The 26,118-nt window shown below is 51.0% G+C and carries 22 protein-coding genes, 1 tRNA gene and 1 pseudogene; 11 read left to right on the top strand and 13 right to left on the bottom strand.

Going from position 1 to position 26,118, the window contains the following annotated elements; all coding sequences use genetic code 11:
- Positions 1–12 precede the first annotated feature (12 nt).
- Positions 13–669 (bottom strand): 23S rRNA pseudouridine(2457) synthase RluE, encoded by a 657-nt coding sequence (gene rluE / locus FKM52_RS01340; protein ID WP_141174398.1) that lies wholly within the window; start codon positions 667–669, stop codon positions 13–15.
- A gap of 101 nt (positions 670–770) precedes the next feature.
- Between rluE and icd the strand changes: the two genes are divergently transcribed.
- Positions 771–2,024 carry an NADP-dependent isocitrate dehydrogenase gene (gene icd, locus FKM52_RS01335; protein ID WP_141174397.1) on the top strand — a complete coding sequence of 418 codons (1,254 nt, stop codon included), beginning with the start codon at positions 771–773 and terminating at the stop codon, positions 2,022–2,024.
- A 107-nt stretch (positions 2,025–2,131) separates the two neighbouring features.
- Here icd and FKM52_RS21880 read toward each other — a convergent pair.
- Positions 2,132–2,445: pseudogene (locus tag FKM52_RS21880) on the bottom strand (site-specific integrase); the annotation flags it as partial.
- Between the two features lie 189 nt (positions 2,446–2,634).
- Here FKM52_RS21880 and FKM52_RS01325 point away from each other — a divergent pair.
- Both FKM52_RS01325 and FKM52_RS01320 read left to right on the top strand, forming a co-directional pair.
- Positions 2,635–3,417, top strand: a complete 783-nt coding sequence (locus tag FKM52_RS01325) for an MBL fold metallo-hydrolase (RefSeq protein ID WP_141174396.1) — start codon at positions 2,635–2,637, stop codon at positions 3,415–3,417.
- A 106-nt stretch (positions 3,418–3,523) separates the two neighbouring features.
- On the top strand, positions 3,524–4,504 hold the full coding sequence (locus FKM52_RS01320; RefSeq protein ID WP_141174395.1) for a GlxA family transcriptional regulator: 981 nt from the start codon (positions 3,524–3,526) through the stop codon (positions 4,502–4,504).
- 182 nt (positions 4,505–4,686) lie between these two features.
- Here FKM52_RS01320 and FKM52_RS01315 read toward each other — a convergent pair whose 3' ends face one another.
- Both FKM52_RS01315 and FKM52_RS01310 read right to left on the bottom strand, forming a co-directional pair.
- Positions 4,687–5,442: a glycosyltransferase family 25 protein gene (locus FKM52_RS01315; RefSeq protein WP_181407873.1), complete on the bottom strand. Its 756-nt coding sequence runs from the start codon at positions 5,440–5,442 to the stop codon at positions 4,687–4,689.
- Positions 5,443–5,701: 259 nt separating this feature from the next.
- Positions 5,702–7,204: a phosphoethanolamine transferase gene (locus tag FKM52_RS01310; protein WP_246085482.1), complete on the bottom strand. Its 1,503-nt coding sequence runs from the start codon at positions 7,202–7,204 to the stop codon at positions 5,702–5,704.
- A gap of 557 nt (positions 7,205–7,761) precedes the next feature.
- On the opposite strand from FKM52_RS01310, the gene FKM52_RS01305 reads away from it, so the two are divergent.
- On the top strand, positions 7,762–8,157 hold the full coding sequence (locus tag FKM52_RS01305; RefSeq protein ID WP_141174393.1) for a VOC family protein: 396 nt from the start codon (positions 7,762–7,764) through the stop codon (positions 8,155–8,157).
- 114 nt (positions 8,158–8,271) lie between these two features.
- On the opposite strand, the gene FKM52_RS01300 is transcribed toward FKM52_RS01305, so the two are convergent.
- Entirely contained in the window at positions 8,272–8,940 is a 669-nt protein-coding gene (locus FKM52_RS01300; RefSeq protein ID WP_141174392.1) for a DUF3313 domain-containing protein, read from the bottom strand.
- 736 nt (positions 8,941–9,676) lie between these two features.
- Here FKM52_RS01300 and FKM52_RS01295 point away from each other — a divergent pair.
- Together FKM52_RS01295 and FKM52_RS21620 are read left to right on the top strand one after the other, a co-directional pair.
- On the top strand, positions 9,677–9,919 hold the full coding sequence (locus FKM52_RS01295) for a hypothetical protein (protein ID WP_141174391.1): 243 nt from the start codon (positions 9,677–9,679) through the stop codon (positions 9,917–9,919).
- A gap of 228 nt (positions 9,920–10,147) precedes the next feature.
- Positions 10,148–10,480: a hypothetical protein gene (locus FKM52_RS21620; RefSeq protein ID WP_181407872.1), complete on the top strand. Its 333-nt coding sequence runs from the start codon at positions 10,148–10,150 to the stop codon at positions 10,478–10,480.
- A 210-nt stretch (positions 10,481–10,690) separates the two neighbouring features.
- Here the strand turns inward: FKM52_RS21620 and FKM52_RS01290 are convergent, their stop codons facing one another.
- Positions 10,691–10,948, bottom strand: coding sequence for a hypothetical protein (locus FKM52_RS01290; RefSeq protein WP_141174390.1), 258 nt, complete (start codon positions 10,946–10,948; stop codon positions 10,691–10,693).
- Between the two features lie 484 nt (positions 10,949–11,432).
- Between FKM52_RS01290 and FKM52_RS01285 the strand changes: the two genes are divergently transcribed.
- Both FKM52_RS01285 and FKM52_RS01280 read left to right on the top strand, forming a co-directional pair.
- A tRNA-Val gene (locus FKM52_RS01285) sits at positions 11,433–11,508 on the top strand.
- Between the two features lie 232 nt (positions 11,509–11,740).
- A complete protein-coding gene (locus FKM52_RS01280) occupies positions 11,741–12,970 on the top strand; it encodes an amino acid permease (protein ID WP_141174389.1) in 1,230 nt (409 codons plus the stop codon).
- A gap of 50 nt (positions 12,971–13,020) precedes the next feature.
- Here FKM52_RS01280 and FKM52_RS01275 read toward each other — a convergent pair whose 3' ends face one another.
- Entirely contained in the window at positions 13,021–14,568 is a 1,548-nt protein-coding gene (locus FKM52_RS01275) for a sensor domain-containing diguanylate cyclase (RefSeq protein ID WP_141174388.1), read from the bottom strand.
- Between the two features lie 161 nt (positions 14,569–14,729).
- Between FKM52_RS01275 and FKM52_RS01270 the strand changes: the two genes are divergently transcribed.
- Positions 14,730–15,185: an Lrp/AsnC family transcriptional regulator gene (locus FKM52_RS01270; protein ID WP_342777787.1), complete on the top strand. Its 456-nt coding sequence runs from the start codon at positions 14,730–14,732 to the stop codon at positions 15,183–15,185.
- A 32-nt stretch (positions 15,186–15,217) separates the two neighbouring features.
- On the opposite strand, the gene FKM52_RS01265 is transcribed toward FKM52_RS01270, so the two are convergent.
- Together FKM52_RS01265 and FKM52_RS01260 are read right to left on the bottom strand one after the other, a co-directional pair.
- The gene (locus tag FKM52_RS01265; RefSeq protein ID WP_141174386.1) at positions 15,218–15,508 is read right to left on the bottom strand and encodes an AzlD family protein; all 291 of its coding nucleotides are present in this window, start codon (positions 15,506–15,508) and stop codon (positions 15,218–15,220) included.
- Positions 15,505–16,230: an AzlC family ABC transporter permease gene (locus FKM52_RS01260; protein WP_141174385.1), complete on the bottom strand. Its 726-nt coding sequence runs from the start codon at positions 16,228–16,230 to the stop codon at positions 15,505–15,507. Before FKM52_RS01260 ends, FKM52_RS01265 begins: the two co-directional genes overlap by 4 nt.
- A gap of 569 nt (positions 16,231–16,799) precedes the next feature.
- Here FKM52_RS01260 and FKM52_RS01255 point away from each other — a divergent pair.
- Positions 16,800–20,438 carry an autotransporter outer membrane beta-barrel domain-containing protein gene (locus FKM52_RS01255; RefSeq protein ID WP_141174384.1) on the top strand — a complete coding sequence of 1,213 codons (3,639 nt, stop codon included), beginning with the start codon at positions 16,800–16,802 and terminating at the stop codon, positions 20,436–20,438.
- Positions 20,439–20,526: 88 nt separating this feature from the next.
- Here FKM52_RS01255 and FKM52_RS01250 read toward each other — a convergent pair whose 3' ends face one another.
- The 3 genes from FKM52_RS01250 to FKM52_RS01240 all read right to left on the bottom strand — a co-directional run bounded on the left by FKM52_RS01250 (position 20,527) and on the right by FKM52_RS01240 (position 24,385).
- Positions 20,527–21,714 carry a cytochrome c gene (locus tag FKM52_RS01250; RefSeq protein WP_141174383.1) on the bottom strand — a complete coding sequence of 396 codons (1,188 nt, stop codon included), beginning with the start codon at positions 21,712–21,714 and terminating at the stop codon, positions 20,527–20,529.
- Positions 21,711–23,615 (bottom strand): NAD(P)-binding protein, encoded by a 1,905-nt coding sequence (locus tag FKM52_RS01245; RefSeq protein WP_141174382.1) that lies wholly within the window; start codon positions 23,613–23,615, stop codon positions 21,711–21,713. Before FKM52_RS01245 ends, FKM52_RS01250 begins: the two co-directional genes overlap by 4 nt.
- Before the next feature lie 236 nt (positions 23,616–23,851).
- Positions 23,852–24,385, bottom strand: a complete 534-nt coding sequence (locus tag FKM52_RS01240; protein WP_141174381.1) for a hypothetical protein — start codon at positions 24,383–24,385, stop codon at positions 23,852–23,854.
- A 469-nt stretch (positions 24,386–24,854) separates the two neighbouring features.
- On the opposite strand from FKM52_RS01240, the gene FKM52_RS01235 reads away from it, so the two are divergent.
- Positions 24,855–25,712, top strand: a complete 858-nt coding sequence (locus FKM52_RS01235; RefSeq protein WP_141174380.1) for a manganese catalase family protein — start codon at positions 24,855–24,857, stop codon at positions 25,710–25,712.
- Positions 25,713–25,806: 94 nt separating this feature from the next.
- Here the strand turns inward: FKM52_RS01235 and FKM52_RS01230 are convergent, their stop codons facing one another.
- Entirely contained in the window at positions 25,807–26,046 is a 240-nt protein-coding gene (locus FKM52_RS01230) for a biofilm development regulator YmgB/AriR family protein (RefSeq protein WP_141174379.1), read from the bottom strand.
- Positions 26,047–26,118 lie beyond the last annotated feature (72 nt).

Below are 26,118 nucleotides of genomic sequence, written 5' to 3'. Positions count from 1 at the left end.
GCTCCTTACCCGTTAAACTGCGTCGCTGACGTCGCGCCATTCGCCCGGCGCCAGCCCATCCAGCGTTAGCGCCGCCATGGCGTAGCGGATCAGGCGCAGCGTCGGATAGCCGACGTGCGCGGTCATGCGCCGTACCTGGCGGTTGCGTCCTTCATACAGCGTGATTTTCAGCCAGCTGACCGGGATCGATTTACGCTGGCGAATCGGCGGCTGGCGCGGCCAGAGCCACTCCGGCTCGGCAACTTTCTCCACTCCGGCAGGCAGGGTAGGGCCATCTTTCAGATTAACGCCATTTCGCAGCGCATCAAGCGCCGCTTCGTCCGGTTCGCCTTCTACCTGCACGTAATAAATTTTACCGGTGCGCTTGCCGGGCTGGGTCAGCTTCGCCTGCAGCGCGCCATCGTTGGTCAGCACCATCAGGCCTTCGCTGTCGCGGTCGAGACGGCCCGCGGCGTACACCTCGCTAACCGCAATATAATCTTTTAGCGTGGCGCGGCCTGCCTCATCGGTGAACTGCGGCAGCACATCATAGGGCTTGTTAAAAATAATCACGCGCCGCGGCCCCCTGCGTATTGCAGAGGGCGCAGAGGCGCGGCTGAATCGTTTAACGTTGTGATTCTTAACGACAGTTTTACGCATGAGCTTTGCACTTAGGGTTAATGAGCGCATTATAACGCGAAATTGAGATGATTGGCGTGGCGGCAATATTCAAGTAGTATTGACGCGCATCTTACAAATCATTAACAAAAAAGCGCTCGAAGGAGAGGTTAATGGAAAGCAAAGTAGTTGTTCCGGCGGAAGGTCAGAAAATCACTCTTGACGATCAGGGCAAACTGGTTGTGCCTGCTAATCCCATCATCCCTTATATTGAAGGTGACGGCATCGGCGTAGACGTATCGCCAGTGATGATCAAAGTGGTTGATGCCGCCGTGAAAAAAGCCTACGGCGGCGAGCGAAAAATTTCCTGGATGGAAATTTACACCGGTGAGAAATCGACTCAGGTGTACGGCCCGGACGTATGGCTGCCGGAAGAAACCCTTGACCTGATTAAGGATTATCGCGTTGCCATTAAAGGCCCGCTTACCACCCCGGTCGGCGGCGGAATTCGCTCTCTGAACGTTGCCCTGCGTCAGCAGCTGGATCTCTATATCTGTCTGCGTCCGGTACGTTACTACCAGGGCACTCCAAGCCCGGTGAAGCGCCCGCAGGATACCGATATGGTGATCTTCCGTGAAAACAGCGAAGACATTTATGCGGGTATCGAGTGGAAAGCGGGTACGCCGGAAGCGGATAAAGTGATCAAGTTCCTGCGTGAAGAGATGGGCGTCAGCAAAATCCGCTTCCCGCAGCAGTGCGGCATCGGCGTGAAGCCTTGCTCGGAAGAGGGGACTAAACGCCTGGTACGTGCGGCGATTGAATACGCCATCACCAACGATCGTGATTCTGTCACGCTGGTGCACAAAGGCAACATCATGAAGTTCACCGAAGGCGCCTTTAAAGACTGGGGCTACCAGCTGGCGCGCGAAGAGTTTGGTGGTGAGCTGCTGGACGGCGGTCCCTGGGTGAAAATCAAGAACCCGAACAGCGGCAAAGAGATCGTCATTAAAGACGTGATTGCTGACGCCTTCCTGCAGCAGATTCTGCTGCGTCCGGCGGAATATGACGTTATTGCCTGTATGAACCTGAACGGCGATTACATTTCCGACGCCCTGGCGGCGCAGGTTGGCGGTATCGGCATCGCACCTGGCGCTAATATCGGTGATGAATGCGCGCTGTTTGAAGCTACGCACGGCACCGCGCCAAAATATGCCGGCCAGGATAAAGTGAACCCCGGTTCCGTTATTCTCTCCGCGGAGATGATGCTGCGCCATATGGGTTGGAAGGAAGCCGCCGACCTGATTGTTAAGGGCATGAGCGGTGCCATTAACGCCAAAACCGTAACCTATGACTTCGAACGCCTGATGGAAGGCGCTAAGCTACTGAAATGTTCAGAGTTTGGCGACGCGATTATCAGCAATATGTAATGACTGGTTAGTAACGTCAAGCCAACATAAGGTATTGAATTTATGTTGGCTTCCTTATTTGTATTTCTTCCCCCAAAATTCCCCACAACCATCTAAAAAAATCCGCTTTAGAGCGCTATTTTCATCCAGCCCTTACCGCGATCGTCATGGTATTTTGCCGTTTGCTGTACCGATTTATGACCGGGTAGTTTTTGCGTATCTACGCCCTGTTTTTCGTATAGTTGTTCCGCCAGCGAACGTTGCAGGCGCTCTGTTTCCCCAGTCAATATTGGCAGCATCGCGAGCCATGCTGAAATTCAGTGTGTGCGTGCGGGTTTTTACCTGTGCGCCGCGTTCCGCCTGCGAAGCGGCGCGAAAAAGGGAGCGGCCAGGGGTTTACGGCATAGTCCCTGCATCTTGCCGCTACGTCTTCTAAAGTCCAGCCAAACAGCCTCATAATCGTGACGGCCCGGCCGATCGCTTTTATTTGACCCGATTTCATCGACTAATGACCTGAGAGCATGTCACGGCTTTCTTCCTTCACTTCATATAGTAGATCCACTCGCAGCCATAATGCTTGCTAATCGAAAACTGGCTGAGGCTTAAAATCTGACCAATAACTGGAGTAATAATGAAGATAACGCAAATCCGCAATGCTACGCTCGTACTGGAATATGCGGGTAAGAGATTTCTCATCGATCCGATGCTGGCGGACAAAGATGCCTGGGACGGTTTTGCGGGAAATGCACGTCCGCACCTACGTAACCCTATGGTAGAACTGCCTGTAGCGGTAGAGGATTTGCTGGCCGTTGATGCCGTTATCCTGACGCATACGCATACCGATCACTGGGATGAAGCGGCGCAGCAGGCCGTGCCTAAAAACATGCTCATCTATACGCAGGATGAGAACGATGCGGCGCTGCTCCGATCTCAGGAGTTCCTCAATATCCGCGTGCTGAAAGATGAAAACCATTTTGTAGATGGCCTAACGATATACAAAACTGACGGTCAGCATGGTAGCAATGAACTGTACGCGGATGCTGAATGGGGCGGTTTACTGGGAGATGCTTGCGGCCTGGTATTTACGCATCATGATGAGAAAACACTCTATATTGCCGGCGATACCGTCTGGGTAAAATCTTATGCAAAAAGCCTGCAGCGCTTCCAGCCCGATATTGTGGTGCTGAACGCCGGCTATGCGGTTAACGACCTTTATGGCCCGATCATTATGGGTAAAGAAGACACGCTGCGCACGCTTAAGATGCTGCCGGCTGCGACGATCGTTGCTTCTCATATGGAGTCGATTAACCATTGCCTGCTGACCCGCGCAGAGCTGCGTGAGTTTACGCTTGAGCACGGCATTGAAGACAAAGTCTTGATTCCAGCAGACGGTGAGACAATGGATTTCTGTTAACCGCTCTGCCTGAGTAGCGGCATTCGCTGTTATTATTTGCTCTCTTTTGGTCAGCGTACCCGCCAGCGTTCTCACGGCGGCCATCATTTACGGTAAAATTAATTTTATGTCTGCACTAACAGTAGCCGTGCTTGCCACAGATGGATTCAGCCCGTTTCACTTTTCCGTACCCTGTATTATTTTTGGGCAGTCTATGCCGCAGCCGGATTTATTCCGTGTGGAAATCTGTGCTGAAAAACCAGCTTTAGTCATGTCTGATCCTGGGCTGTCTGTCAAAGTCGAGCACGGTTTGGACAGGCTTGATGTTGCAGACATCGTTATCGTGCCCTACTGGAATCAACCGGAAGAAAGGCCTTCACAGGCTCTGCTTGATGCGCTCATTAGCGCATGGCAGCGCGGCGCAGAGGTGGTAGGTCTTTGCTTAGGGACTTATGTACTGGCCTACGCTGGTTTGCTCAATGAGCGCCGGGCTGCCACACACTGGGAATATGAAGCGGACTTCCTTGAACGTTTCCCTGCAGTTCACCTGGATAGCAACTCCTTATATACCAGTGATGAGCGGCTGATTACCTCAGCCGGTACAGCGGCTGGCATAGACTGCTGTCTTAATATTATCCGGGAGCATTACGGTTCGGCCGTTGCCAACCGGGTGGCCCGAAGGATGGTGGTTCCGCCTTACCGGGAGGGCGGCCAGGCGCAGTTTATAGAGCGTCCGGTTCCGGAAACCTCGCGGGACGGCAAAATGAATCAATTAATGGATTATCTGCGCCGCAATCTGGACAAACCTCACAAGCTGGATTCTCTGGCCGGATTTGTCAGCATGAGCCGGCGAACGCTGACGCGTCACTTCCTGAAGGCCACCGGTACCACGCCGGGAGACTGGATTAACGCGGAACGGCTTCAGCGAAGCCAGGAACTGCTGGAGACGACCGATCACAGCATTGAAAAAGTCGCCGAGATGGCCGGATTTCAGTCACCGGTTTCATTCCGCCAAAGCTTTAAGTCAAAATTCAGCGTAAGTCCCAGCGAATGGCGCCGGGCCTTTCGAGGACCTGATTTGGTTGAGCGACAACATGACCCGGCATAACAGCGAATGCGGGCATTTTAATCCGTACAGAGACTAACTCATTTCTCTGCCGCATGCGTGCCGGGCGCTAACAGGAAACATTAGCTGAGGCGTGATAATATAATTTTTCGCCGGAGCGACGGCATCGGCTTTTTTTGACGCTAACGCGCCGGGGCGTTAATAAAGGGTAGAAAAATTCATCACTATCCCTTGCCCTGGTCTGTTATTTTATGGAACAGAGGAACAACCGCACGACGGTAGCGATGTTTTATTTTAGCTTTGAGCGGACGCTTTAACATTAATTCTTGCCAGGTTTCTTTTTTTTGCCGGTCTAAATCAGAGTTACCTTTATTGATATTTATTGTCGAGCTGTTTGACTCTTCAGAAAGAGAAACAGGGTGAGGGATGACTGAATAAACGGTCAACAGGGACAGCTCTTCAAAAAATGTCCATTTATCGGCCGTCATCCAGACAGGATAAAGATGTGTGAGCAACGACTCCGCCGCTTGTTTATTAATTAAATAACTATGGGCAGTGGTTGCCTGATGCGTTTTATGCAGTGAGTAATGGCCGGTTATATTTCTGGTGGGTTTTTTCAGGTACTTATTAACGCGGCTTAGTAAAACCACCTCCGGCCTGTTATTGCTCAGGTTAAGGTTTACCAGAATGTTGCCGGTATCGGCGTGCAGAATGACATCATCTTCCAAAATCAGTGCCGTATCAATATTATCGTCGATCATTTTTTTGTAGACCAGCTGATGGCTTAGCGCACAGCCTATTTCTCCAGGCAAAAAAGCATAATTGATTATGCTGGTCGCCTGTTTAATTTGCTTATCGGACATTAATCTGCCGTCAACAGCCTTAATAAATTCAAAGGGCAGGCCGAGATTGCTCATCTGCTTCTGCATTTGCAAACGTCTTGCGACTGAATTTTCCAGATTAATAATGAATATCTTCATATTTTTCAGTAGCCCTGGCCTGGGGGAAATAAATGTTTTTCCGTAACCGGCGAGTATAATGAACATTCAGCGCTGATACAATAAATTATTACTGCCTGCGATCTCCTGCAGTAAGGCGCTATTGCTGTGCTAACCGCTCTGCGGATTACTTTAAGGGCTGCGCTTTTTATAGCGATGCCTGTGTCTGGCTCTGGCGGCAGGTGCTAAAAAAGTGCTGTAGAATCGTTTCAAAGCAATAAACCGTCCCTGGCTTATCAACTTATTCAGGTATAACCGCAGGGTCTTCCGCTAAGCTATGATAGGGAACCATGGTTTTACCATTAAAAACCTGTACTTCATTTGCGTTATCGTCCCAGCTTTGCAGCTTGGGTGCTATGACTTTGATGCCGGTTTCCCCGGCGAAAAAGGAGATAAAATTAAAGGCGCTGACAGCTTTATCAACGTATTTTCTTTCCCTGGCGTCATCAGAAAGCATCAGTAAAGGAACATGATAGTTCTGTTTGGTGGCCGAACTATGACGCAAGTAAACAGCGTTGCCTATAGTCCTTTTTGATAATCCGTGATCGGAGAAATAAAATAATTTAAAAGGCTGACCGGTTTGTTTTAGCATAGTGTAGGCTGAACCAATCAGGCTGTCTGTATTTCTGTAAGTGGATATATAGTCAGAGATATCCTCATTAGCGTAATGGAAATAAGGTTTTTTACCGTGTAATCTTTTTTTAAATTGAGGGTGTGAACCCATCAAATGTAAAATGATAACTCTTTTCCCCGTATCTTTCGCGGCCAGTATAGCTTGTAAATGGGGAAGAAGCGCAACATCGTCAATATCTGATGAGGCATAATCACCTTTTTTTAAAAATATTTTATGATCGCTGTACATTGCCAGTTTTGAGGTGGGTAAATCAAAATCACCCAGCATGCCCTGATTAGAGATCCAAAAGGTTTCAAAACCAGCCTGCTTCGCCAGGTTAACGAAATTATGAGAAATATCGAAGTTTTCACCATCGCTTAATGATAAGGCTCTGGGTAAAGAAAGGAAGGTATTTGGCGCGGTAGAAATATAATTTCGATAAAAAGTACCGTTAGCCTGTGATAAAAATGGTGTCGTGGGTAAGGGATAACCGAACACAGACATATAGTCGGCACGCATACTTTCCCCAATAATCACCACAATATTAGCGTAGTGATTATCCGTCTCCGCTATCTGCCATTGGGCATTAACGTTGCCCTCACTTAATTTTTTAATTTGCTGCAGGTAAGTCGCCGTTGAGTTGTTTATACTGATAAAGAAATTGATAATTTTTATCTTTTCCAGCCTGCCAGTGAAACTTAAAACGCCAATAAATATAACCAACAGTACCGTAAGGAAATATTTAATATATGATCTGTAGTGGAATTTAAAAATATTTTTTTTCAGCAGGAGCCAGGATGAGACAACTAACGCTGGCAGCGCATAACAGATGTAGGGCACCGAATATAAAAACTCAATGCACTCTTTTTTATTCGTTTGCAGCAGAGCCGCAATTATTGATAATGAGGGCGGACCGTAAAGGTAGCCCGTGGGAGAGTAAATGGCGATTAAAGCAAAGAGCGGCACTAAAATAATTAAACGCAGCAGTGGATAAAGCGATATAGTTACTAAAAATAACGCAATAAAAATAATATCAATACCTTTAGCGCCGCCATATCCCATCGCATAATTAAGTAATATTGATGGATATAAAACAACCAAAAAGTTACGTAAATGTGAAATGAACTTCAACTTTCAGTGACTCCATGCTGTGTGTTGTAACCTGTAAGCTACTCATACTGATAATGAGTAAATACAGTAAAAGAGATAACTATTTAAATTAACTTAACTATTATGTGTTTTTTTGTTTGTCGTGCGGGCTGGAAATATATCCTACCATAAGTAGAAGTTTCTGATAACCGCTACGTCATAAAGCAGCGTCTGTTGCTGTACAAATTAAAGCTGGTTTATTTTTTAGCCACAGGTAAAGAGAGCAGGCGTACAGATTCACTCAGGTTTATTTTGAGCCGCAAGTGGCGTCAGCTGCTGTATAAATTAGTTCTGGTTTTGTTTTTTAGCTGCAGACGGGGCCAGCCGTTGTGCCGCTCAATGCTGGTTTATTTTTAGCTATACGCGAAGCGGCGGCGATACAGAATAGCCTGATCTGGTTTTAGACGAACGGCTGTTTAGTACATATTCTTATTAGCAGCCATTATCTATCGCTTGTTAACTATGTACAAAAAACAGGCGGGATAGCAAAAAAGCTATGCGTAACTACACTGTACAACAAATAAAGGTCAGGAGGCTGCATGGAATTCCAACAGTTGAGAATCGCCCGCCCGGTTACCGTGCTTGAAGAGAGCTGTCAGCTGTACTGCAATGGTTTGGGCTTAAAAAAACTTGGTGATTTCACCGATCATCAGGGGTTCAGCGGGTGCATGCTGGGGCGGGAAGATCTTGCCTGGCATCTGGAATTTACGCTGTGTCACCAACATCCGCTTACGCCATCTTCATCTCCTGAAGATCTTTTAGTTCTTTATATCCCGGAAGAGGAGAACTGGAGCAGGCTCTGTTCTGATATGGACAACGCTGGTTTTCGCCGGGTGGTTTCTTTTAACCCCTACTGGGATCACAGAGGCGTCACCTTTACAGATGCAGATGGTTATCGGACAGTAATACAAAATATGCGTTGGTTAAATGCTTAAACATCCTTACGCCTGTTGGCGTAAGGATGTCACAATTTCTGCCGCTGCGGCTTTATGTTCCCGGCACCGGCATATGAGCTGCTGTAGCTATTTTAATGCGGGCCGGGAAACAGCTTAGCTGGCGGGAAACGCAATCGTATCGGCCACCATTTCATCTATTGCCTGTTTCACCTCCGCTGCGGTGATGGGAGCCGAGCTGTCAGACACGCTTTTACCATACCCTTTGCGCACCACTCTGATAACCGGCTGCTGAGTCGTGGCATCAATGACTTCAGCTTCAAGGAACAGTACCGCATTTTGTGAACGATGACCGGTAGCCGCCATTGTGCTGGCAACCACGGCGGCTACCGGCACAACTTCATAAAACTGTACGCTTTTGTTCTCTGCCGTCACTGCCGTAATGGCCGCCTTAACGATCAGGCTGCCCTGCTGCGGCTGGGGCAGAAGTGTAAATTTTTGCCCTACGGCATTTTTAAGCTGCTGTTGCGTATAAGAACGGATCTCTTCCAGCGTCACGGCGCTGACTCGCCTGTTGGGCGCAGGCGTAGGATAATAAACGACCGGCGCAAAATAGGCGCTACGGTAATTATTTTGGTGCCAGGCGGGCGAAACCCAGCGCAGCGTCTGCTGGCCCTGGGCCGTTTTCACCGGCTTTAGTACGGAGTAATCATCAAGAAAGCCGGAATACTGATTTTTTTCAGCAACCTTTGAAGAGCAGCCGGCCAGTAGAGCGACCAGCACGACAGTACTTAATTTAATGCCATTTTTAACTAAAGTAAGCATGATTAGCCCTTAATTAAGAGCAGGGGATTCCCTGCTGACTCATTTGAGTAACTCAAACCTACGCCGGTAGCTGGTAAGTTTAGCAGTAAAACTGTCTGTTGCGGTTTTATTCAGCCTGAAAACATTTGATGTTGGGAACGGCGCTGCGAAACAGGGCATTGGAAACAGCAATCCATTATATCCAGACAGCGTTAATTAACTTTGTTTTTGTATTATTCTGATGCAACCGTCAATAATATTCGTGCGGCTGTTAAGCATGTTTAAATTAAATCATTTCAGGATTAATCAAAGCCGGTGGTAATATTTTTATCTGAGGACAGAGTGTTGAAGCAATTCCGCTTTTTCAGCCTGGCTATTAATAATACGTGCGAAACGCACAGCAGCCTTCTGCTGTAAGAAACTGCAATAACCTGTTGACATATAGGATATTTTTTTGTGCGGCCTGTTGCTGTCTGCTTTAACAATTCTGTTCCACCAGAGTAAATTGACAGATAATTTATTTTCTGAGCAACGGCAGGTCAGGCTGGTTAATTACTTTGTTCTGCTGCTTTGAATTGACAATGCATCCATTTTTTGTGCAGTTTTATATTGTCTGATTGGATTTTTTCTTTGTATGCATTTTTTGCATTTGATGCTTTTTAATAATCTGCTCATTTGACAGCGCGATGTTATTATAATTAATATCGCTTCTCTCCTGGAGAGAAGAAATTAACTGGCTAACAATTAAGGATGAAATATGAAAACGCTTAACACTCAAGAAATTCACATGGTAAGTGGGGCTGGTATCGCTGATGCGCTGAAGGGGATAAATTCTGCGTTAACAAATATTAACGCTAAACTCGAAAGCACCAATAACGCTATCGAAAATGCTACGCATCCTGGTCAGCAAATTGGTCTGACGCATAAAGCGATTGGCCTGGGCATTGCCAGCTCTATCTTGACAGCTATTTCCGAACGTCTTGCAGCTAAAGCCGTATAAGCGCTTAGCTAATATTCAATAACAGCCTGACATAACGGATGTCGGGCTGTTTTTTTATTTATTATTTCCTTGTGCTGCATTGTTTATATGGCTGAACGCGGGATGCTTTAAAGACCGCTGCCAACCCGTCGGCAGAAAATGCCTGAAACGATGATTATGTTGTCGCCGGTAAACGAAATCAGGCTTTCACACTGACGTTAAAGTTTTATTTTTCCGGCGGAAAACAGCATGGCATTATTTCATCAGGATGGTTGCCGTGGCGGTATTAGAGCTATGTTGCCTGTTGCCTGTTGCCTGTTGCCTGTTGCCTGTTGCCTGTTCCTGTTGCCTGTTGCCGCCGGCATATGCTGCTTTAGTCTCGCTTTACTGACACAATCACATCAGCGCGTTTCCGTCAGCCTTCGCGTCCAGCAAAACAGTTATTTGATGCCGGTATCATCAATACCGCAAGTCAGACCGCCGGTAACCGTTAAAAACCTCACTAATCCTGCAAAAATGCAGATGCCCGTTAACCGCAATGGCAACAGCGCCTATACTGGGGGCCGGGCCATAGCAGGATGAGCAAGCGCATCAGAAGGGGGCGTATGAAAAAAGTTATTATCGTGGCGATCTGTTTAACGTTGGCGGGTTGCTCATGGGGCATCACATCATTAATTCCCGCAACGGATGTGTGCCCCAACGGGCGTGATGGCGTAACCGGCCAGTGCCGATAGTTTTATCCGCAACGCTGATGGCGGTTGCGGACAGGTTTTCTAACATTTCTGCTAAAGGTTAATGGTGCGAGATAAAAACAAGATGCGCCGCCGTTTCTTCGCTTAGCTGCATCTCCTCCGCCTCACCGCTGGCGGAAACAAAGATAACGGCGTCGCCTGGAATAAGATCCTGAAAGGCCTCTACAGGCTGCGACGCCTTTTGAATTTCAAACTGACTGCGTGCTTGCGTACTTTCATCGTCGGCTTGCGCCGTGGAATAGTTGCCGGTAAAGGTGAATTCCGGATGATCTTTAATATGCAGTTGAACAGAGGGCATAGCGCCTCCCGATTGCCGTAAGCTGAATTATCAGCCTACGCGCAGTAATTACTTTTGCCACAGTCACCGCCGTAATCTGCCGCTGATTAAGATAAATCCTAAACCACAGGCGCGCTATAGACTGTCCCTACAGCCTTGCGTCGCAAGGCCGCCGGCGATTTGCCAGCGTGGCTGCGGTTTAATTCGCATCTGCGCTTGTTAAAGCTGTTGCCAGGAGTAGGCTTAAAGCACATCAGATTTTTTTCGAGGCTTTTCACCATGAGGTAACTATGCATCCGCTTAAATTCTGCTGCCCCGGCTGCGGCAGCCATCAGTTTATTTTTACTCAATCCTCCCGCACCTGCAAAATGCATCACGGCGCCATTTGCGCCAGCTGCCGCTTGCCTCTGACTCAGGCATCCTGCTTCGCTGGTTTATTGCATCATAACGGCTATAACAAAGGTCGTTAATGACCCTTACGGCCAGCGGCCGCTAAGATAGCGAAACGGGCGTGGTATAAGTGGTGATTACACCAGCCGTACCGGCTGAAGATGCGGGTTCGAGTCCTGCTGCCCGTTCCAGCTTCACAAGGTTGGTAAGACCTTTTTCCCGGCGACGGCCGATCGTCTCCGGTGCTGCTCCGTTTTTTCTGATAAAATCCCCGCACAGACGTTTCTCTAACCTCGACTGTTTCTGCCGTTGTTGTGGCGTTGGGCTAATTCCTCCAGCTGCGGCTCGATGAAAAGCTCAAACCAGAGATGCATAACCTGTAAATGTTACTGAGTGACTGTTTTTTTTATTGGTAGGATTGTTATGAAACAGCAGGGTTGGACGTTCCAGGATACGGTCTGGACGCTGGGTTTGTATGGCACGACGGTTGGAGCGGGTACGCTTTTCTTGCCGATTGAAATTGGCGCCCGCGGGCCGGTTATCTTTATCATTATGCTGCTGCTGGGACTGCCGCTCTCGCTGCTGCCTCACCTGGTGCTGGGCCGCATCTATATGAGCGAGCCCGATCGCCAACGGCTGCCGGCGCTAAGCACCTGGTTTGGGCCGCGCGGCGATCGCATCATGACGCTGCTTTACTGCATCGCCTTTTATCCGGTGATGCTGGTCTATGGGATTTCGCTGGTCAGCGCGCTGGATAATTTCTTAACCGAGCGCCTGCATATTGCCAACGTCAGCCAGGGGCTGCTGACGCTTATTTGCATGGTGGTACTGTTCGGCATCCTGAGCAAGGGACGCGCCAGAGTGGTTGGCACAATGAGTATGCTGGCGCTGCCGTTTGCAATAGCGATTATCGCTATTGCCGTGGTGCAGATCCCGCACTGGCGCTGGGAAAATGTTGCCGATGCGCTACGTACGTTGCCGGGTACGCCTGCCGCCGACACCTTTAAAAATATCTGGCTGACGCTGCCGCTTATTACTTTCTCTTTCTGCTGCGCGCCGATTATTTCGCCGCTGGCTGCGCACTATCAGCAGCAGGGCGACTCGCCGCGCGCCTTCCGCGTTATCCGTATCGCCTATCTGGCTATCTTCTTCAGCATTATTTTCTTTGTGCTCAGCTGTGTACTCAGTATGCCGCACGACATTTTTGCCGAGGCAAAAGAGAAAAACCTGAATGTGCTGTCGATTATCTCCTCTCCGGGTGACTCCGGGTTACTGTTTTATATCGCGCCGTTTATCGCCATCGTCGGCATGACGAAATCTTTTCTTGGCGTTTCATTGTCGGTAATGGAGACGTTTAGCGATTTTACCGTGCGGCTGCTTAACTGCCGTAGTGAAAAAGGGCGCAAGCTTAGCCAGGGAGCGGCGGTGCTGTTGATGTATGCGGCCACTTCGCTAATCGTCTATACCAACCCAAACGTAATTACGCTGATTGAAGCGTTCTGCGGCCCGCTGATCGCAATTATTCTGTTCCTTATTCCGGCCTGGCTGATTTACAACAAGCCGGCGCTCGCGTTTTTACGCGGCGGGCGGGCGCTGTGTATTTTGCTTGGCGGTATCGCTACGCTGTCAGCATTGCTTTACGCGATGGTGTAAAGTGACGGAGCGCGGCATAAAAAGGTTCAGCGCCCCGGCCCGCCAGCCCATCAGGACGGCAGCATGACCGCCTGGTTGCGGCCATGATGCTTGGCCTGATAAAGCGCACGGTCGGCGCCTTCCTTGATCTGCTGCGCCTCCTGCGCCTCGCCGCTGGCGTTCAGCGCAAAGCCGCCCGCGCTGATGGTAACCGTTCCGGGGCGGGTGCCTGGGTGAGGTATGGCAATGGCGCGCACTGCCTCAACCGCACTTTCAGCAATACGCTGCGCTGCTTCCAGCGTGGCGCCCGGCAGGATAATCGCAAACTCTTCGCCGCCGTAGCGGGCGATCAGATCCGTTTGTCGTACCGGAATATTTTTTAACGTTTCCCCGACGCGCCGCAGACAGTTATCGCCCGCAACGTGTCCCCAGCTGTCGTTGTAAAGCTTGAAGTAATCAATATCCAGCATGATCAGCGCCATCGGTTCGCCGCTGAGGGCCGATTGCTTCAGGCTCTGCGCGAGAAAAATATCAAACTGGCGGCGGTTTGCCAGGCCGGTCAGGCCGTCCAGCAGCGCCATCGCCTGTAGCGTTTGGTTGATGGTGGTTAGTTCATCCCGTAGCGCGGTGAGTTCGATCTGGTTCTCTACATTGGTACGTACCTGACGCAGCACCAGAGCGCCGATCAGAATAATAATCAACAGCAGCGTGCCGTTTAACACCAGATCCGGCAGGCTGTCATGCAGCCACTCTGTCCACAGCTCCGATTTATCAAAGCCCGCCGCAACGATCAGTGGATACTGGCCGGAGCGCGCATAGCCAAAGATGCGTTCTTTATTATCCAGCGCCGAACGCCAGGCGCCTTTGCCGCGATCTGAGCGCATTAGCTGAATAGTGAATAGCGGACTGGCGGAGAGGCTGCGGTTAATAAAGGCGTCAGGGAAAGGGCGCACGTAAAGCGCGGCGCCATCATCCAGCAGCAGTGCCAGCAGGTCGCCATCGCCCAGTTCAAAATAGCTGTAGAAGCGGCGAAAAGCGTCTACGCGTACCGTGGCCAGCGCCACGCCGGTAAAGCCGCCGGCGGCATCGTTCAGACGCAGCGAAACAGGAATCACCAAATCGCCGCTGGTACGACTGCGGATAACATGACCGATATGTACGCCGCCGTGCCGGTTCTGGCGATGATAGATAAAATATTCCCGATCGCTGTTATTCATCGCGCCGGGCACATGAGAAGCCGAGGCGGCGATCCAGTTGCCCTGCGCATCATAGATAAACAGGCCGTTCAGCTGCGGCAGGCTGCTTTTCATCTCCGCCAGTATCGTATTGATAGCGCTTTTATCAACGCTGTTCGGCCCATCGTCCGGAATTTCACGCTGCATGGCGCGCAGCACAATTTCCGTTTGCAGAAAAGTGTCTTCAGCCTGGCGCGCCTGCGAGACTGACAGATTAACCGCATCGCTTTCGGTATCGTGCAGCTTGCGTTGCCATGAGCGATCCAGCGTCCAGGCGCTGACAATCAATACCGCCGTCAGCAACAGCAGCATAAAGATAGCCATCGTTCTGCCAAGTGAAGATTGCAGAACAAAAGCGCCGGAAATCGCTTTGCCAATATTCATTATTCTTTTCGCTTTTGGGACATAGCGTTAAGTAAAGCACAGCTTGTTCTCAGGCGCCGTCTGGCGGCGGCGGGAAAAGAACGGCAGATTCATGGGCAACCTGTGATTTTCCGGGCATAATTTATCCAGCCTTTAAGAAAGCGTAATAATGGATGCTAAAGATGGACGAACTGGATTTTCGGATACTGCAGGAGCTGCAAAAAGATGGGCGTATTGCCAATAATGTGCTGGCGGAAAAGGTGGGACTGTCGCCGTCGCCCTGCCTGCGGCGGGTAAAGCAGCTGGAAGAGAGTGGCGTGATTGCGCGTTACGTCGCCATACTTAATCCGGCGGCAATGGGGCTGGATTTAACGGTATTCGTGCGCGTCTGGCTGCGCAGCCAGGATGCGGAAACCGTCGATAACTTTGCCCGTGAAGTAAGTGCGCTGCCGCAGGTGGTAGAGTGCCATCTAATGGTTGGCGACTGTGATTTTTTACTGCGCGTGGTTGCCGCCGATCTCAACGCCTATCGCCAGTTTCAGATCGACCACCTGGCGCGTATCAGCGGCGTGCAGAGCCTGAAAACGGAGCTGCCGATGCAGACTATCAAGCAGACATCGGAGCTTCCGCTGGGATAAGGGGCGCAGCGGGCTACAGTGGCCCGTTATGTTCAGAGCAGATGGCGTAGCAGGGCGGCGGAAATGACGCTGATCGCCACCACCGGCAGCAATGAAAAACGCATAGCGGCCAGCAGTGAAATGGCCATCGCCAGCAGATCGGCCGGATTGCCGGTGGCGAAGTGCGGGGCGATAACGGTAATCAGCACGCAGCCGGGAGCCGCCTCCATTACCGCTTTAATGCGCGGGCTTAGCGCGCGATCGCGCAGCAGTAGATAACCGGCGATGCGCGTCAGGTAAGTGGTCAGCGCCATTAGCACAATGGTTAAAACGCTCAGGCTCATGATGCTTTCCTGTTAAGTAAAAGAATTGCCGCAACGCCGGATAGTGCGCCAGCCGGTACGTAGGCGGCGCCCGGAACAAAGTGCCAGGTAGCGGCTGCGCAGATCAGGCTGACCAGCCACGGCAGCGCCGCCCGCGTACCTTTCCACATCCCTTTCAGCAGCACCAGAAACACGGCGGGAAAAGCCATATCGAAACCCCAGCGCGAGATATCCCCCAATACCGGTCCGATAATAACGCCAATGCCGGTAGAGAGTACCCAACAGAACCATAAAGTTGCCGCCACGCCAGCATAGAAGCCGCCGCTGAACGCGGGCTTACCCTGTTCACGGCGGCGGGCCGCATCATTCATGCTCATTGCCCAGCACTCATCGCACATAAAGAACAGCGCTAATAACGCCTTACGTGGCGGAAGCGGGGCAAGCAGCGGCGTCATCGCTGCGCCCATCAATAAATGGCGGCTGTTAATCAGCAGGCTAATCAGCACGATGGTGAGGATGTGCGGCGGCGAGGTCCAGAGTGCGATAGCCGCAAATTCCGATCCTCCGGCGAAATTCAGGCCGGTCATCATGGTCAGCGAGAAAAAAGAAAAACCCTTTTGCGCCGCCTGGGCGCCGAGCAACAGGCCAAACGGAATAAATCCAATGACAATGGGTATAGATATCAGCGCCCCACGCTGGATTTCATCAAACAAACGGCTTTCAGATGTGACATTACGGTGCATAACTTCTCCTCATTTCAGTCGATTATAAAATTTTACAGCTGAAATTGGGGAGCTTTTTGCTAGCTAATGAGGGAATGATTGAGCATAAAATTGCTAAAAAACGTCAAAAAACAAAATCTGCTGCTAACCTCTTCCTGAGATGTGCGTTTGATATGTTGGTAGCATCTATCAAAAGGCACAAAGCAACGCAGGGAAAGCGGCAAGAGGGCACGACGATAACGGTAAATAGAGGGGAAAAAGCAAATTATTTGTATACAAACAGCGTAATTATAAAAATTTCCCGCAGAATCATCACTTATCTGTAATTTATAACAGCCTGCTGCTGTTAGTTTTATTCACGCTGAACATCTCTTCGGAACAACAAACACTATTTTCTGTAATTAGTATTTAATATTAACTAATCCTGATAACTAATTAAAAGCTAATAATATATTTAACTTAAATAAATTTTATCTTTTTTTCAGTTATTATGTGATTTGGATCTGCTATTGGCTGTTTGTTGATCGATTATGTCGTTTTTTGCATGGCAAAGTTAAGTTTCACTTATCAAGTGGAATAGGGAAATTATTATGAAAAAGCGCGTTAATCCAGTACCTCTTACTATTCTGGCGACTGTCATTCACTCAACGCTTGCACACGCGAACATCACCGACAACCTGTTTGATCCGGATAACTGGCGGGCCAATATCATTTATAACGGCAGCGGCGATCTCTCGCTGAGTTATATGACATTAAATTCCTCATCGGAGGATAAATCGACGGCTGGTATACTTTATTATGATAAGTCTAATAGTTCTGTAGGAAACAATATCAAACTTCATGATGTTAACATTAAAACATCAAATTTTAAATTATATGATGATTCAGAATACCATGATAATTACCAAGATTATTTAGCATATGGAGTGATTAATGGGAGTGATTTAAAAGATAAGAACCTGTCAATTTCAGTAACGGGTAATAGTCTTGTAGAGATTGAAAGTAAGGTGCTGAATCGATTTGCAAACGGATATGAAGATTTATCGGCGGGATTGGCTGTTCTGAATGAAGGTAAAGGTAATACTACCATAACGACCGGGAATGACGTAAAGATACATATCAAAAGCGGTAGCGGAACAGGTATTTTTTCTAATATAGGATATGGCATTGAATCCATTATTAATAATGGAGTAATCATTTCAGGGGCCGGATTGATATCAAACGGCATAACATTAGCGGGGCCTTCTAAAAACAGAATTTCCTGTAAAGAACAAGACTGTTATTCATATATAGAAAATAATGGTTTAATTGATGTTTCTGGTATGACTTCATCAGCAATTTTAGTGAAAAATACCGGGAATAAAAACATTTTCATTGAAAATAATGGGAATATCATTGCCCGTAATGAAGCTTCTGGCATAAAGAGCGATTGGGCGAACTATTATCCTGAATCTGGAGAGGTTTCCATAATTAATGACGGAAATATAATGGTAGAGTCAGGTGGCAAAGGAATCGTCAGTTATCTTAGTAAAAATAAAATCACTACTATTACGAATAACGGAGTGATTCTGGACAATATTGATGCAGCCAGTCGTTGGGGGCATGTGGTGGGAATTTCTTATGAAAGTGATACATCGAATAGCCAGGCTTCGATTGTTAATAACGGAAATATTTTAATTAATCAGGATGGATTTGCAATTCAGGCGGAATCAGGTGGTAACGTGGAGATTGTTAATAATGGAGAAATTCTTAGTCAACATTCTGATCATGCAGCTATATACTTATATAAGTTAAAACAGGATGGATTTTCTAGTGTAAAAAATAATGATTTGATTAGAACTAATGGAAATACTTCGCATGGTATTTATTATAAGGAGCGAGAAGGTTATGCGTATGGGGATTATCTTTTTGAGAATAAAGGATCTATTCATACGTCAGGTGATAATTCTGATGGTGTAAAGTTGACTTTGTCAGCTACTAATTATGATATTAAAAATGAAGGTGAAATAATAGCAACTGGAAATGGTGCATCAGCAATTAATATCGATGACTTTGCGGGAAGAACATCGATTGATATGGCATGGATGAATATTCATTTAGGAGATAAGTCAGAAGTCATTGGCGGCCTGAAGGACGGGGCGGGCATCAAGATAATAAACGGCAGATACGCGGTTGCAGAGAATGACAGTTATCTTTCTATTAGTAACTCAGGGGCAATTTCTGCTTTAAATAACCAGGCAATTACTGTTACTAATGTCCAGCATGAAAGTATTGAAAAGCCCTGGGAGCCGGTTGATGGAGTAAACTATGCAGATGTTTTAACAAAAAATTCTGCCTATGTTTACAATAGAATATGGTTTAACTTGCAAAATGCGGGGATTATTACCGGGAATGTCTCGGTTAGCGCTGTTGGAACGGAATTTTTTAATCTAAAAAAAGGAATTCTTGAGCTGGAGAGTATTAATGCGTTGGGTAAGCAGCAACAGGCCTGGATGGATTTTTATCCCAATGCCACGCATGAAGTTAGCGGGATTGACGAAAATGACGACCGGATTTACATAAGGGCAACGGAGGGTTACTCAACTTTTCAGAATTATGGCACCATTCGTTTTTCTGAAAATATGCGTGATAACAGTGACGGGATCTTCCGGGGATTAAGTTATTTTTATGCGGAAGCCGACAGCGTAATTGACTTAACCACCAATAACCCGGCGTCTGCCAGCGGGTTTGGCCGCAATAATTTTGGTGCCGGTGACGTGCTGCGCATTACCGGTGCCACGTATTTTTTCCCGGATAAAAAGACAGAGTATAAATCTGCGGGCGGAATTTTACGCTTAAATACCGACTTAACCACTGCCGGCGCCGCTAACGTGGTCGACCGCCTGACCGACCGGCTTATTGTGGATAGAACGCAGTTATCGCATGGTTTACCCACCTGGATTGATATCGTGCCCACGGCCAGGAGCCGTTTGCAGGCGAAGCAGACCGCTGGCGACGGCTTCCTTCTGGTTCAGGTGAACGATAAAAAATATTCCAGCAGAGACGCCTTCCGGCTGCTCCATCCGGTTGTCGCCTCGAAATATGAATATATCCTGGGCATAAAAGAGGGCGACTGGTACCTGACCAGCAGCTGCACCGACGGCATGACCTGCTACGGCAGCAACGAGAAGAAGCTCTACAACCCGGCGACGGGGGCCTGGCTGGCAAACCAGGCGGCGATGACGGCGATGATGTCGCACTCGCTGGCCGACCGGCAAAGCTCTCCGGCGCAGGCGGGCAGCATGACGAACGGGCTGACGCGCAAGCTGGCCACCTCGCAGAACATCGCGAAGAAGGCGCAGGCCTTCGCTATGCTGAACAACCTCGCCTGGCAGCAGGACGCGCTCTACTCCCCGGTCTGGGTGCAGTACTCCGGCAGCACGCGCTATTCCAGTCCGGTTTTTGGCACGCTGAATAACAAGACGCGCAGCGACGTGATGCGCATTGGCGGCGATCTGATGCGCATGCAGTGGCTCTCCGGCGACGTGCACCTCGGTTTTATGAACACCATGGGCAACAGCCGCGCCGATATCGCCAGCAGGGCGACGGGAACGAAGGCGCGCGGCGAGGTGTCGGGCTACAGCAGCGGGCTGTACGGCACCTGGTTCAGCGACGCGGAAACGGGTCATGGGCTGTACACCGACGTATGGGTGCAGGCGGGCTACTTTACCAGTGAAATAAAGGGGCAGGCGCAGGCCAGCGAGAAGTACCACAGCCGCGTCGTGAGCAGCTCGGTGGAAAGCGGCTACACCTTTGCATTTGACGGCGGCAACCTGGAGGGCGGCGGCTTTACCGTTACGCCGCAGGCGCAGCTGACCTACCACCGCCTCTCCGCGGGCAACGTGCGGGACAGCAACGGCATGGAGGTGAGCGCGGGAAGTAAGGGCGGCGCGGTGAGCCGTGTGGGGCTGCGCGTGGCCAGCGGCAAAAAAGAGGCGGTGCCGGGCAAAGACGTGCGGCTGAACGCGTTCATGGAAAGCCACTTCGTCAGGAGCGGGCTGAACAACTCGCTCGATTTTGACGGCGCGGCGCTGGCGGACAACCAGGCGAAAAACAGCCTTGAAAGCAAGTTCGGCGTGCAGCTGAAGGTGGGCGAGAGGGCCGAGCTGAACAGCACCCTGAACCACCAGCTGCGCAAGGGAGACCGGGATAACTACGGCGCCTATGCCGGCCTTACGCTGCGCTTCTGATCGGCTACGGTATAGCGTTGCTATAAGCCCGTGATAGCCAAAATGGGGATAGCTTATGCTATCCCCGGAGGCGTTTTTTAGCGGCAGCTTAGCGATGTTGCACGTTTAGCTGTCGTGCCTGCCCAACCTGCTGCACGGTAACCGGCGCTGCCTGGTTGCCCCAGCTGCCGCGCAGATAGCTCATTAAATCGGCGGCCTGCCGGTCGCTTAACGTCCAACCGTAACCCGGCATCGTCTGCGCCATATGTTCTGCGGTGACCGGCGTCTGCGCCCCGTCCAGTACCACGCGCAGCGCGGTAAGCGGATTGTCCGCCGTCAGCGCGGTATTACCGGAAAGCGCCGGGATCACGTTCGGTACACCTTCGCCTTTAGCGCCGTGGCAGGTAGAGCAGTACATTGCATAGGTTTGCCGGCCCGCCTGCATCACGCTGGCCGCCGGTGCGCCAGCAACTCCCGACGCGGCGGCGGGCAGGCTGCGCAGATAAACGGCGATCGCCTGCAAATCCTCATCGGTAAGATACTGCGTACTGTGCCGCACCACTTCGCCCATTGGCCCGGCAATGGCGCTGCGCGCGCTGTGGCCGGTTTTCAACAGGCTTACCGTCTCTTCAGGCGCCAGGCCGCGTAGCGAAGGGGCATACCAGCCGTCAAGTTCGGCGCCGCTCAGGTAACGTGCGTCACCGTTATCCAGCGCCTGCTCCTGCATGGCCCAGCCGCGCGGCGTATGGCAGCTACCGCAGTGGCCAGGCCCTTCAACCAGATAAGCGCCGCGGTTCCAGCGCTCACTCTGCTGCGCCTGCGACTGCCAGCCCTCATCGCGATGGAACAGCTGGTTCCACAGCGCCAACGGCCAGCGCATCGACAGCGGCCAGGGAATGTCGCTGTCACGGTTGGCAACCGGCTGCGCAGGCACCTCATGCATTAGCCATTGATAAAGCGCGCGCATATCCGTCTCGCTCATTTTGGCATAGGCGGTATAAGGCATAGCGGGGTAGAGATGATGTCCATCTTTTGCTATGCCCTGGCGCATGGCGCGATCGAAATCTTCAAAGCTGTAATTGCCGATGCCATATTCCCTGTCCGGGGTGATATTGGTGGCGTAGACCGCGCCAACGGGCGTGGAAAACGCTACGCCACCCGCCAGCGGCGCGCCATTTTCCGCGCTGTGACAGGCAACGCAGTCGGCGGCGCGAGCAACATACTCGCCATGTGACATGGCCTGGGCGCTGCCGCTTAACGCCAGCAGCAGGCCGAGGGAGGATAAACGCAGTCTCATGCTTCCTCCTTCGTATGCCCATTTACCAGTTCGTTAACCGCACGCCAGGCCTGATCGATAGCGGAGTTAGCGTAGGGGCTCCAGTCAGAATCGGAATTAGCGATAGTGATATTGCCAATCGGTTGACGTGCGGTAGTGATAATTTTTTGCGCCTCATCTTCATCGTCAAACAACCCGTTGAGGAAGTAAGAGTAGCCATGCGACCAGCGGTTAACGGTAATTGCCAGGATATCGCGCTGATGATCGAAACCGGCAGCGCCCAGCATGCCCTGCAGCTGTTGCCGGATCAGCCGTTCGTGCTGCTCAAAAGAGGTGCCGAGCAGCTGCGCACGACCTTTGCGCGCTTGCTCGCGCGGGCTCAGGCCGCTGCCGGGCAGCGATGGTACGGAAACCATATGCAGGCCCATCGGCTGGCTCGGATCGCGTGGATGTCGATAGCCGCCCAGATCGACTGGATAATCGAGCTTCACGCGGCAGTAGGGTGCGGTTGGGCAGTAGACCTCATGCACGCCGAGCTGAATAAACGGCTGCCAGTTACGGATCAGTACCTTGCTGTAGACCAGCGGCGCCTTGACGTTTTGCTTCAGCGCCTCCTGTTGCTCCGGCGACATTTCCGGCACCAGGTAGGGGATCATCATATTGTATCCCGCCATCACTACCTGACCGGCATGGACTTTGTGCAGCCTGTCGCCGGTCATATAACACACTTCTACGCCATCGCTGACGTTAGCAACGTGCAGCCCGGTACTGCTCAGACGTAACCTGACCGGCCACGATGAACGATCGAACTGCGAGTAATCGAAGGTTGCCAGCACGATATCCTGCATATCTTTGCCTGCCGGAGCGACCTGCGGGATCAAATGGCGCACCATCAGACGCGCCAGCGAAGCGTTGCCGTCCGGGAAGTGAAAAACGTAGGGATCTTCCAGATCCGCCAGCGATTCCGCATCCAGCGGCGGCAGCTTCATACCGTTCAGGCCCGGCAGATCGCAAATGCGCGCGTCGCTGCATGAGGTGGCATCAATGCCAACCGCCTGAAAATCGCTGGTAGTCTGCTGAAAATAGCGGATCGCCATTTCACTCAGGCCAACCTTATCGCGCAGAAACTGGCTATAGCTGTGGGTATCGAGCCACTCAACTTTTTCTTCCACGCTAAGATCGGGCAGATAGTCTTTATCGATGGTGTGTAGCGCAATCAGCGCCTGGCGATCGCTTGCCGGCAGCGGAAAATCGTTGATAAAGGCCTCATAAGAGCGTCCATTCAGCCGATCGCGTGGAATATCATCCGCTACCATGCGGCCCGGATCGCCGCTGACCAACTTATCAACGCCGAAGTTTCGCTTATCAAAATAGACGCCGCGGCTCAGGTTCAAATCAGGATAAAACGTTTTATCAAACGCCTGTTCCAGCCCGTCAACGCTGACGCCGAGTGATTTCAACAGGCTCATCGCAACCGGGCTAAAGTTAGATCGCGGCGACTGTAGCGATTCGCTGCCGCCGTAGCCGAGCAGGGTCGCGTTGCCGCTGTGCAGCTCGTTACGTTTGGCGTGACCGCCAAAATCATCATGGTTATCAATCAGCAGGATTCGCTGATCCTTGCCCTTTAGCTGCTGCCAGAAACAGGCGGCGGCCAGGCCGCTGATCCCGGCGCCGACCACCACCAGATCGTATTTTTCCTCTACCGGCGCGAGGGCAAAATCGAAGCCTTTACCATCGCGCCCCAGCTGATGGGCGTGTTCAAACGAGCCGGGATGGTTGCCGCGCAGGCCGGTCAGGGCTGGTGGATAATAAAGCGTTTTTTGCGCCGTCAGCGGCGATGCGCGCAGGATCTGCAGCGGCGTTAGCCCGGCAGCAACGGTAATTGCGACGCCATTGAGAAAATCGCGACGTGTGATGCCCATATTAGCTTCCTTCCAGTTATTTTTATTATGCAGGCGCAGTCGCCCAAAGCCGCGCTATTGTGCAAAGACGGCGCAACAGGTCAAGCAGAAGGTAGCGGATCGATGGTTTTGTTTTATTTTCAACGACGAGCACGCTCCCTGTGGTACGGGGCCGCTTCTACGGCACCGGCAAACTACCGTCGGGCGGCGGTCTGTATGCGGGTGCCTGCGGTTAAGTTACGGGCGTCAGGCGCGGCTTAGCGTCCCCACCCCAGACGCTGTTTTATCGCCCGGCGATAGGGCGTATCCAGCTGCGCCGGCACCTGTTCAAGATAATGGCGCGCATGTTCGCGCTGTTCGCCTTCCAGTTCGCTCAGCCAGGCGATGGCATCGTCGATGCCGGGAATCAACCCTTCGCTGTGGGCGATACGTGGCGGCAGCGCCGTCCAGATCAGCGCATCTATCTGGCGCGCCCGCGCCCATTCTGCCAGCGGTCCGATAGTGGTTGGCTGAATCAGCAGAACGCCGACGCCATCTTTCCGCTCCGCTGGAATCTGTTCACGCTGGCGCAGCGCCTCACACGCCTGTTCCAGCGTATCCACCGCCAGCCGCGCCCAAAAAACCGCAACCAGCGGCGCATTAAGGCAAACGGCCGTAGCCAGTTCGCCGCTGTCGCCCACGCGTGAAAACTCAATGGGTAAAGCGGGGCCGTCGGCGTGCCAGTCGCCGCTGACAGGCAGCGCTCCCGGTTTCCACAGCAGCGAACCCCATCCTAAACATGCGATATTCATCCGGTTATATCCTGCGTCTGTGTTGTTATTTTGCATCCGCGGGCGTAAATAAAAGCCCTCTATTCGATGATAGAACGAACCGCAAAGAGTACCAGGCGCAGAAAGGCCGCTGCGCTGATTTTTATTGCGCATCGCTGGTAAACCGCCTGTTGCTGAGCCGGCGCAAAGGGCAAAGGGAAAGCCAACCGGCTGTAGCCCGATGCTAAGCTGGATAGCGCCTGATTTTTTGCTGAAGATAAACGGCAATGTGCGAGAGTAAAGCCGCTTTTTGCGATGAATAGCAGCGATAATGTGCGAAAAAACCTAAACGTGAAAAAAAATAAGAAAATAAATACGCTTATAAAAGAGCGGCTAACCGCCAAAAGTTAATGTTCAAATGAGAATGTTTATCATACTTATTTGCTTTATAGATAAACACCTTCCAGGCTTGATCAGGCATTGCAACCTGACAAGCGAGAGAGGGGATTCTATGTTTCATCACTCATCAAAAATGCAGTTTCCGGTACGGGTAGAAAAGGCCGATCCTGAGTTTGCTATGCTGTTGCAGCAGGCTATCGGCGGCGTCGAAGGCGAAATCCGCGTGGCGATGCAATATTTTTTCCAGGCGATGGGCGCGCGCGGCGATGCGCGTATCAGGGACCTGCTAATGTCAACCGCGACGGAAGAGCTGGGTCATATCGAAATGCTTGCTTATGCAGTTGCGCTGAACCTTGAGGGCGCGCCGCTTTCTTATCAGGAAGCATCGGCTAAAGATCCGGTGGTAAACGCCATTCTGGGCGGTATGAACCCACGCCACATTCTCTCCTCCGGTCTGGCCGCGCTGCCGGTGAACGCTAACGGCATGCCGTTTGATATGAGTCATATCTACGCTTCCGGCAACGTGGCGGCAGACATGTTGGCAAACGTAACGGCGGAAGCTACGGGGCGTGTACTGGCAACGCGCCTGTATAACATGACCGAAGATAAAGGCATGAAGGAGTTCCTGTCATTTCTTATCGCCCGCGATACCATGCATCAGCAGCAGTGGCTGGCGGTGATTGAGGAAATGGGCGGCCTGAATGCGTCTCTGCCGATACCGAACAGTTTCCCACAGGAGCATGAAGCTTCCGCGCACGCTTATTACTGCCTTAATACTTCGCTGGATAAACCGCTGCCGAAGGGGCGCTGGTGTGAAGGCCCTTCTTACGATGGCAACGGTCAATTTACCGCTAAAGAGGAGCCTGACATTCTGGGCGGTGAGCCTTTGCTGGCTGCGGCTCGTCCGGGATCCGGCGCGCAGAGCGAACAGATTTCCGGCACGGCGCCGCCAGCCGACGGCGTTAAGTGAAATTTTCACCCTCTCTCCGCCGCCGTCAGTGGATAAAGGTCGCCGCAGGCGGCCTTTTTTGTCAGCGCGTGGACGGGCGGTAGCGCTGAAAACCCTAATGCTTTTTCAGCAATATCTCCAGCGCCTGACGATAAACCTGCAGTTTTATTGCATCGCTTTCCGTTTCCAGCTTTTCCAACAGGCCGGCAAGCAATACTTTTTCATTAAACTTCTCTTTTTTACGCGCAATGTGTTTTGTCAGCGCGCCAATCATTTCGCTTTCGCTCAGCCGCTGTGGCGCCGTTTGCCTGAAATAGTCAGCAATCTGCATTTCAATACCGGTCTCCTGACCCATAGTGTTCTCCAGTAAAAGTTGGCGTTAAGGTATTGCTATCGAGTGAAAGTTGCTACGCCGGAAATAACGCAG

This window comes from Mixta tenebrionis (assembly GCF_006517625.1).
Taxonomy (GTDB): domain Bacteria; phylum Pseudomonadota; class Gammaproteobacteria; order Enterobacterales; family Enterobacteriaceae; genus Mixta; species Mixta tenebrionis.
The sequence above is the reverse complement of the archived record's forward strand: the minus strand, read 5'-3'. Positions and strand labels throughout refer to the sequence as shown.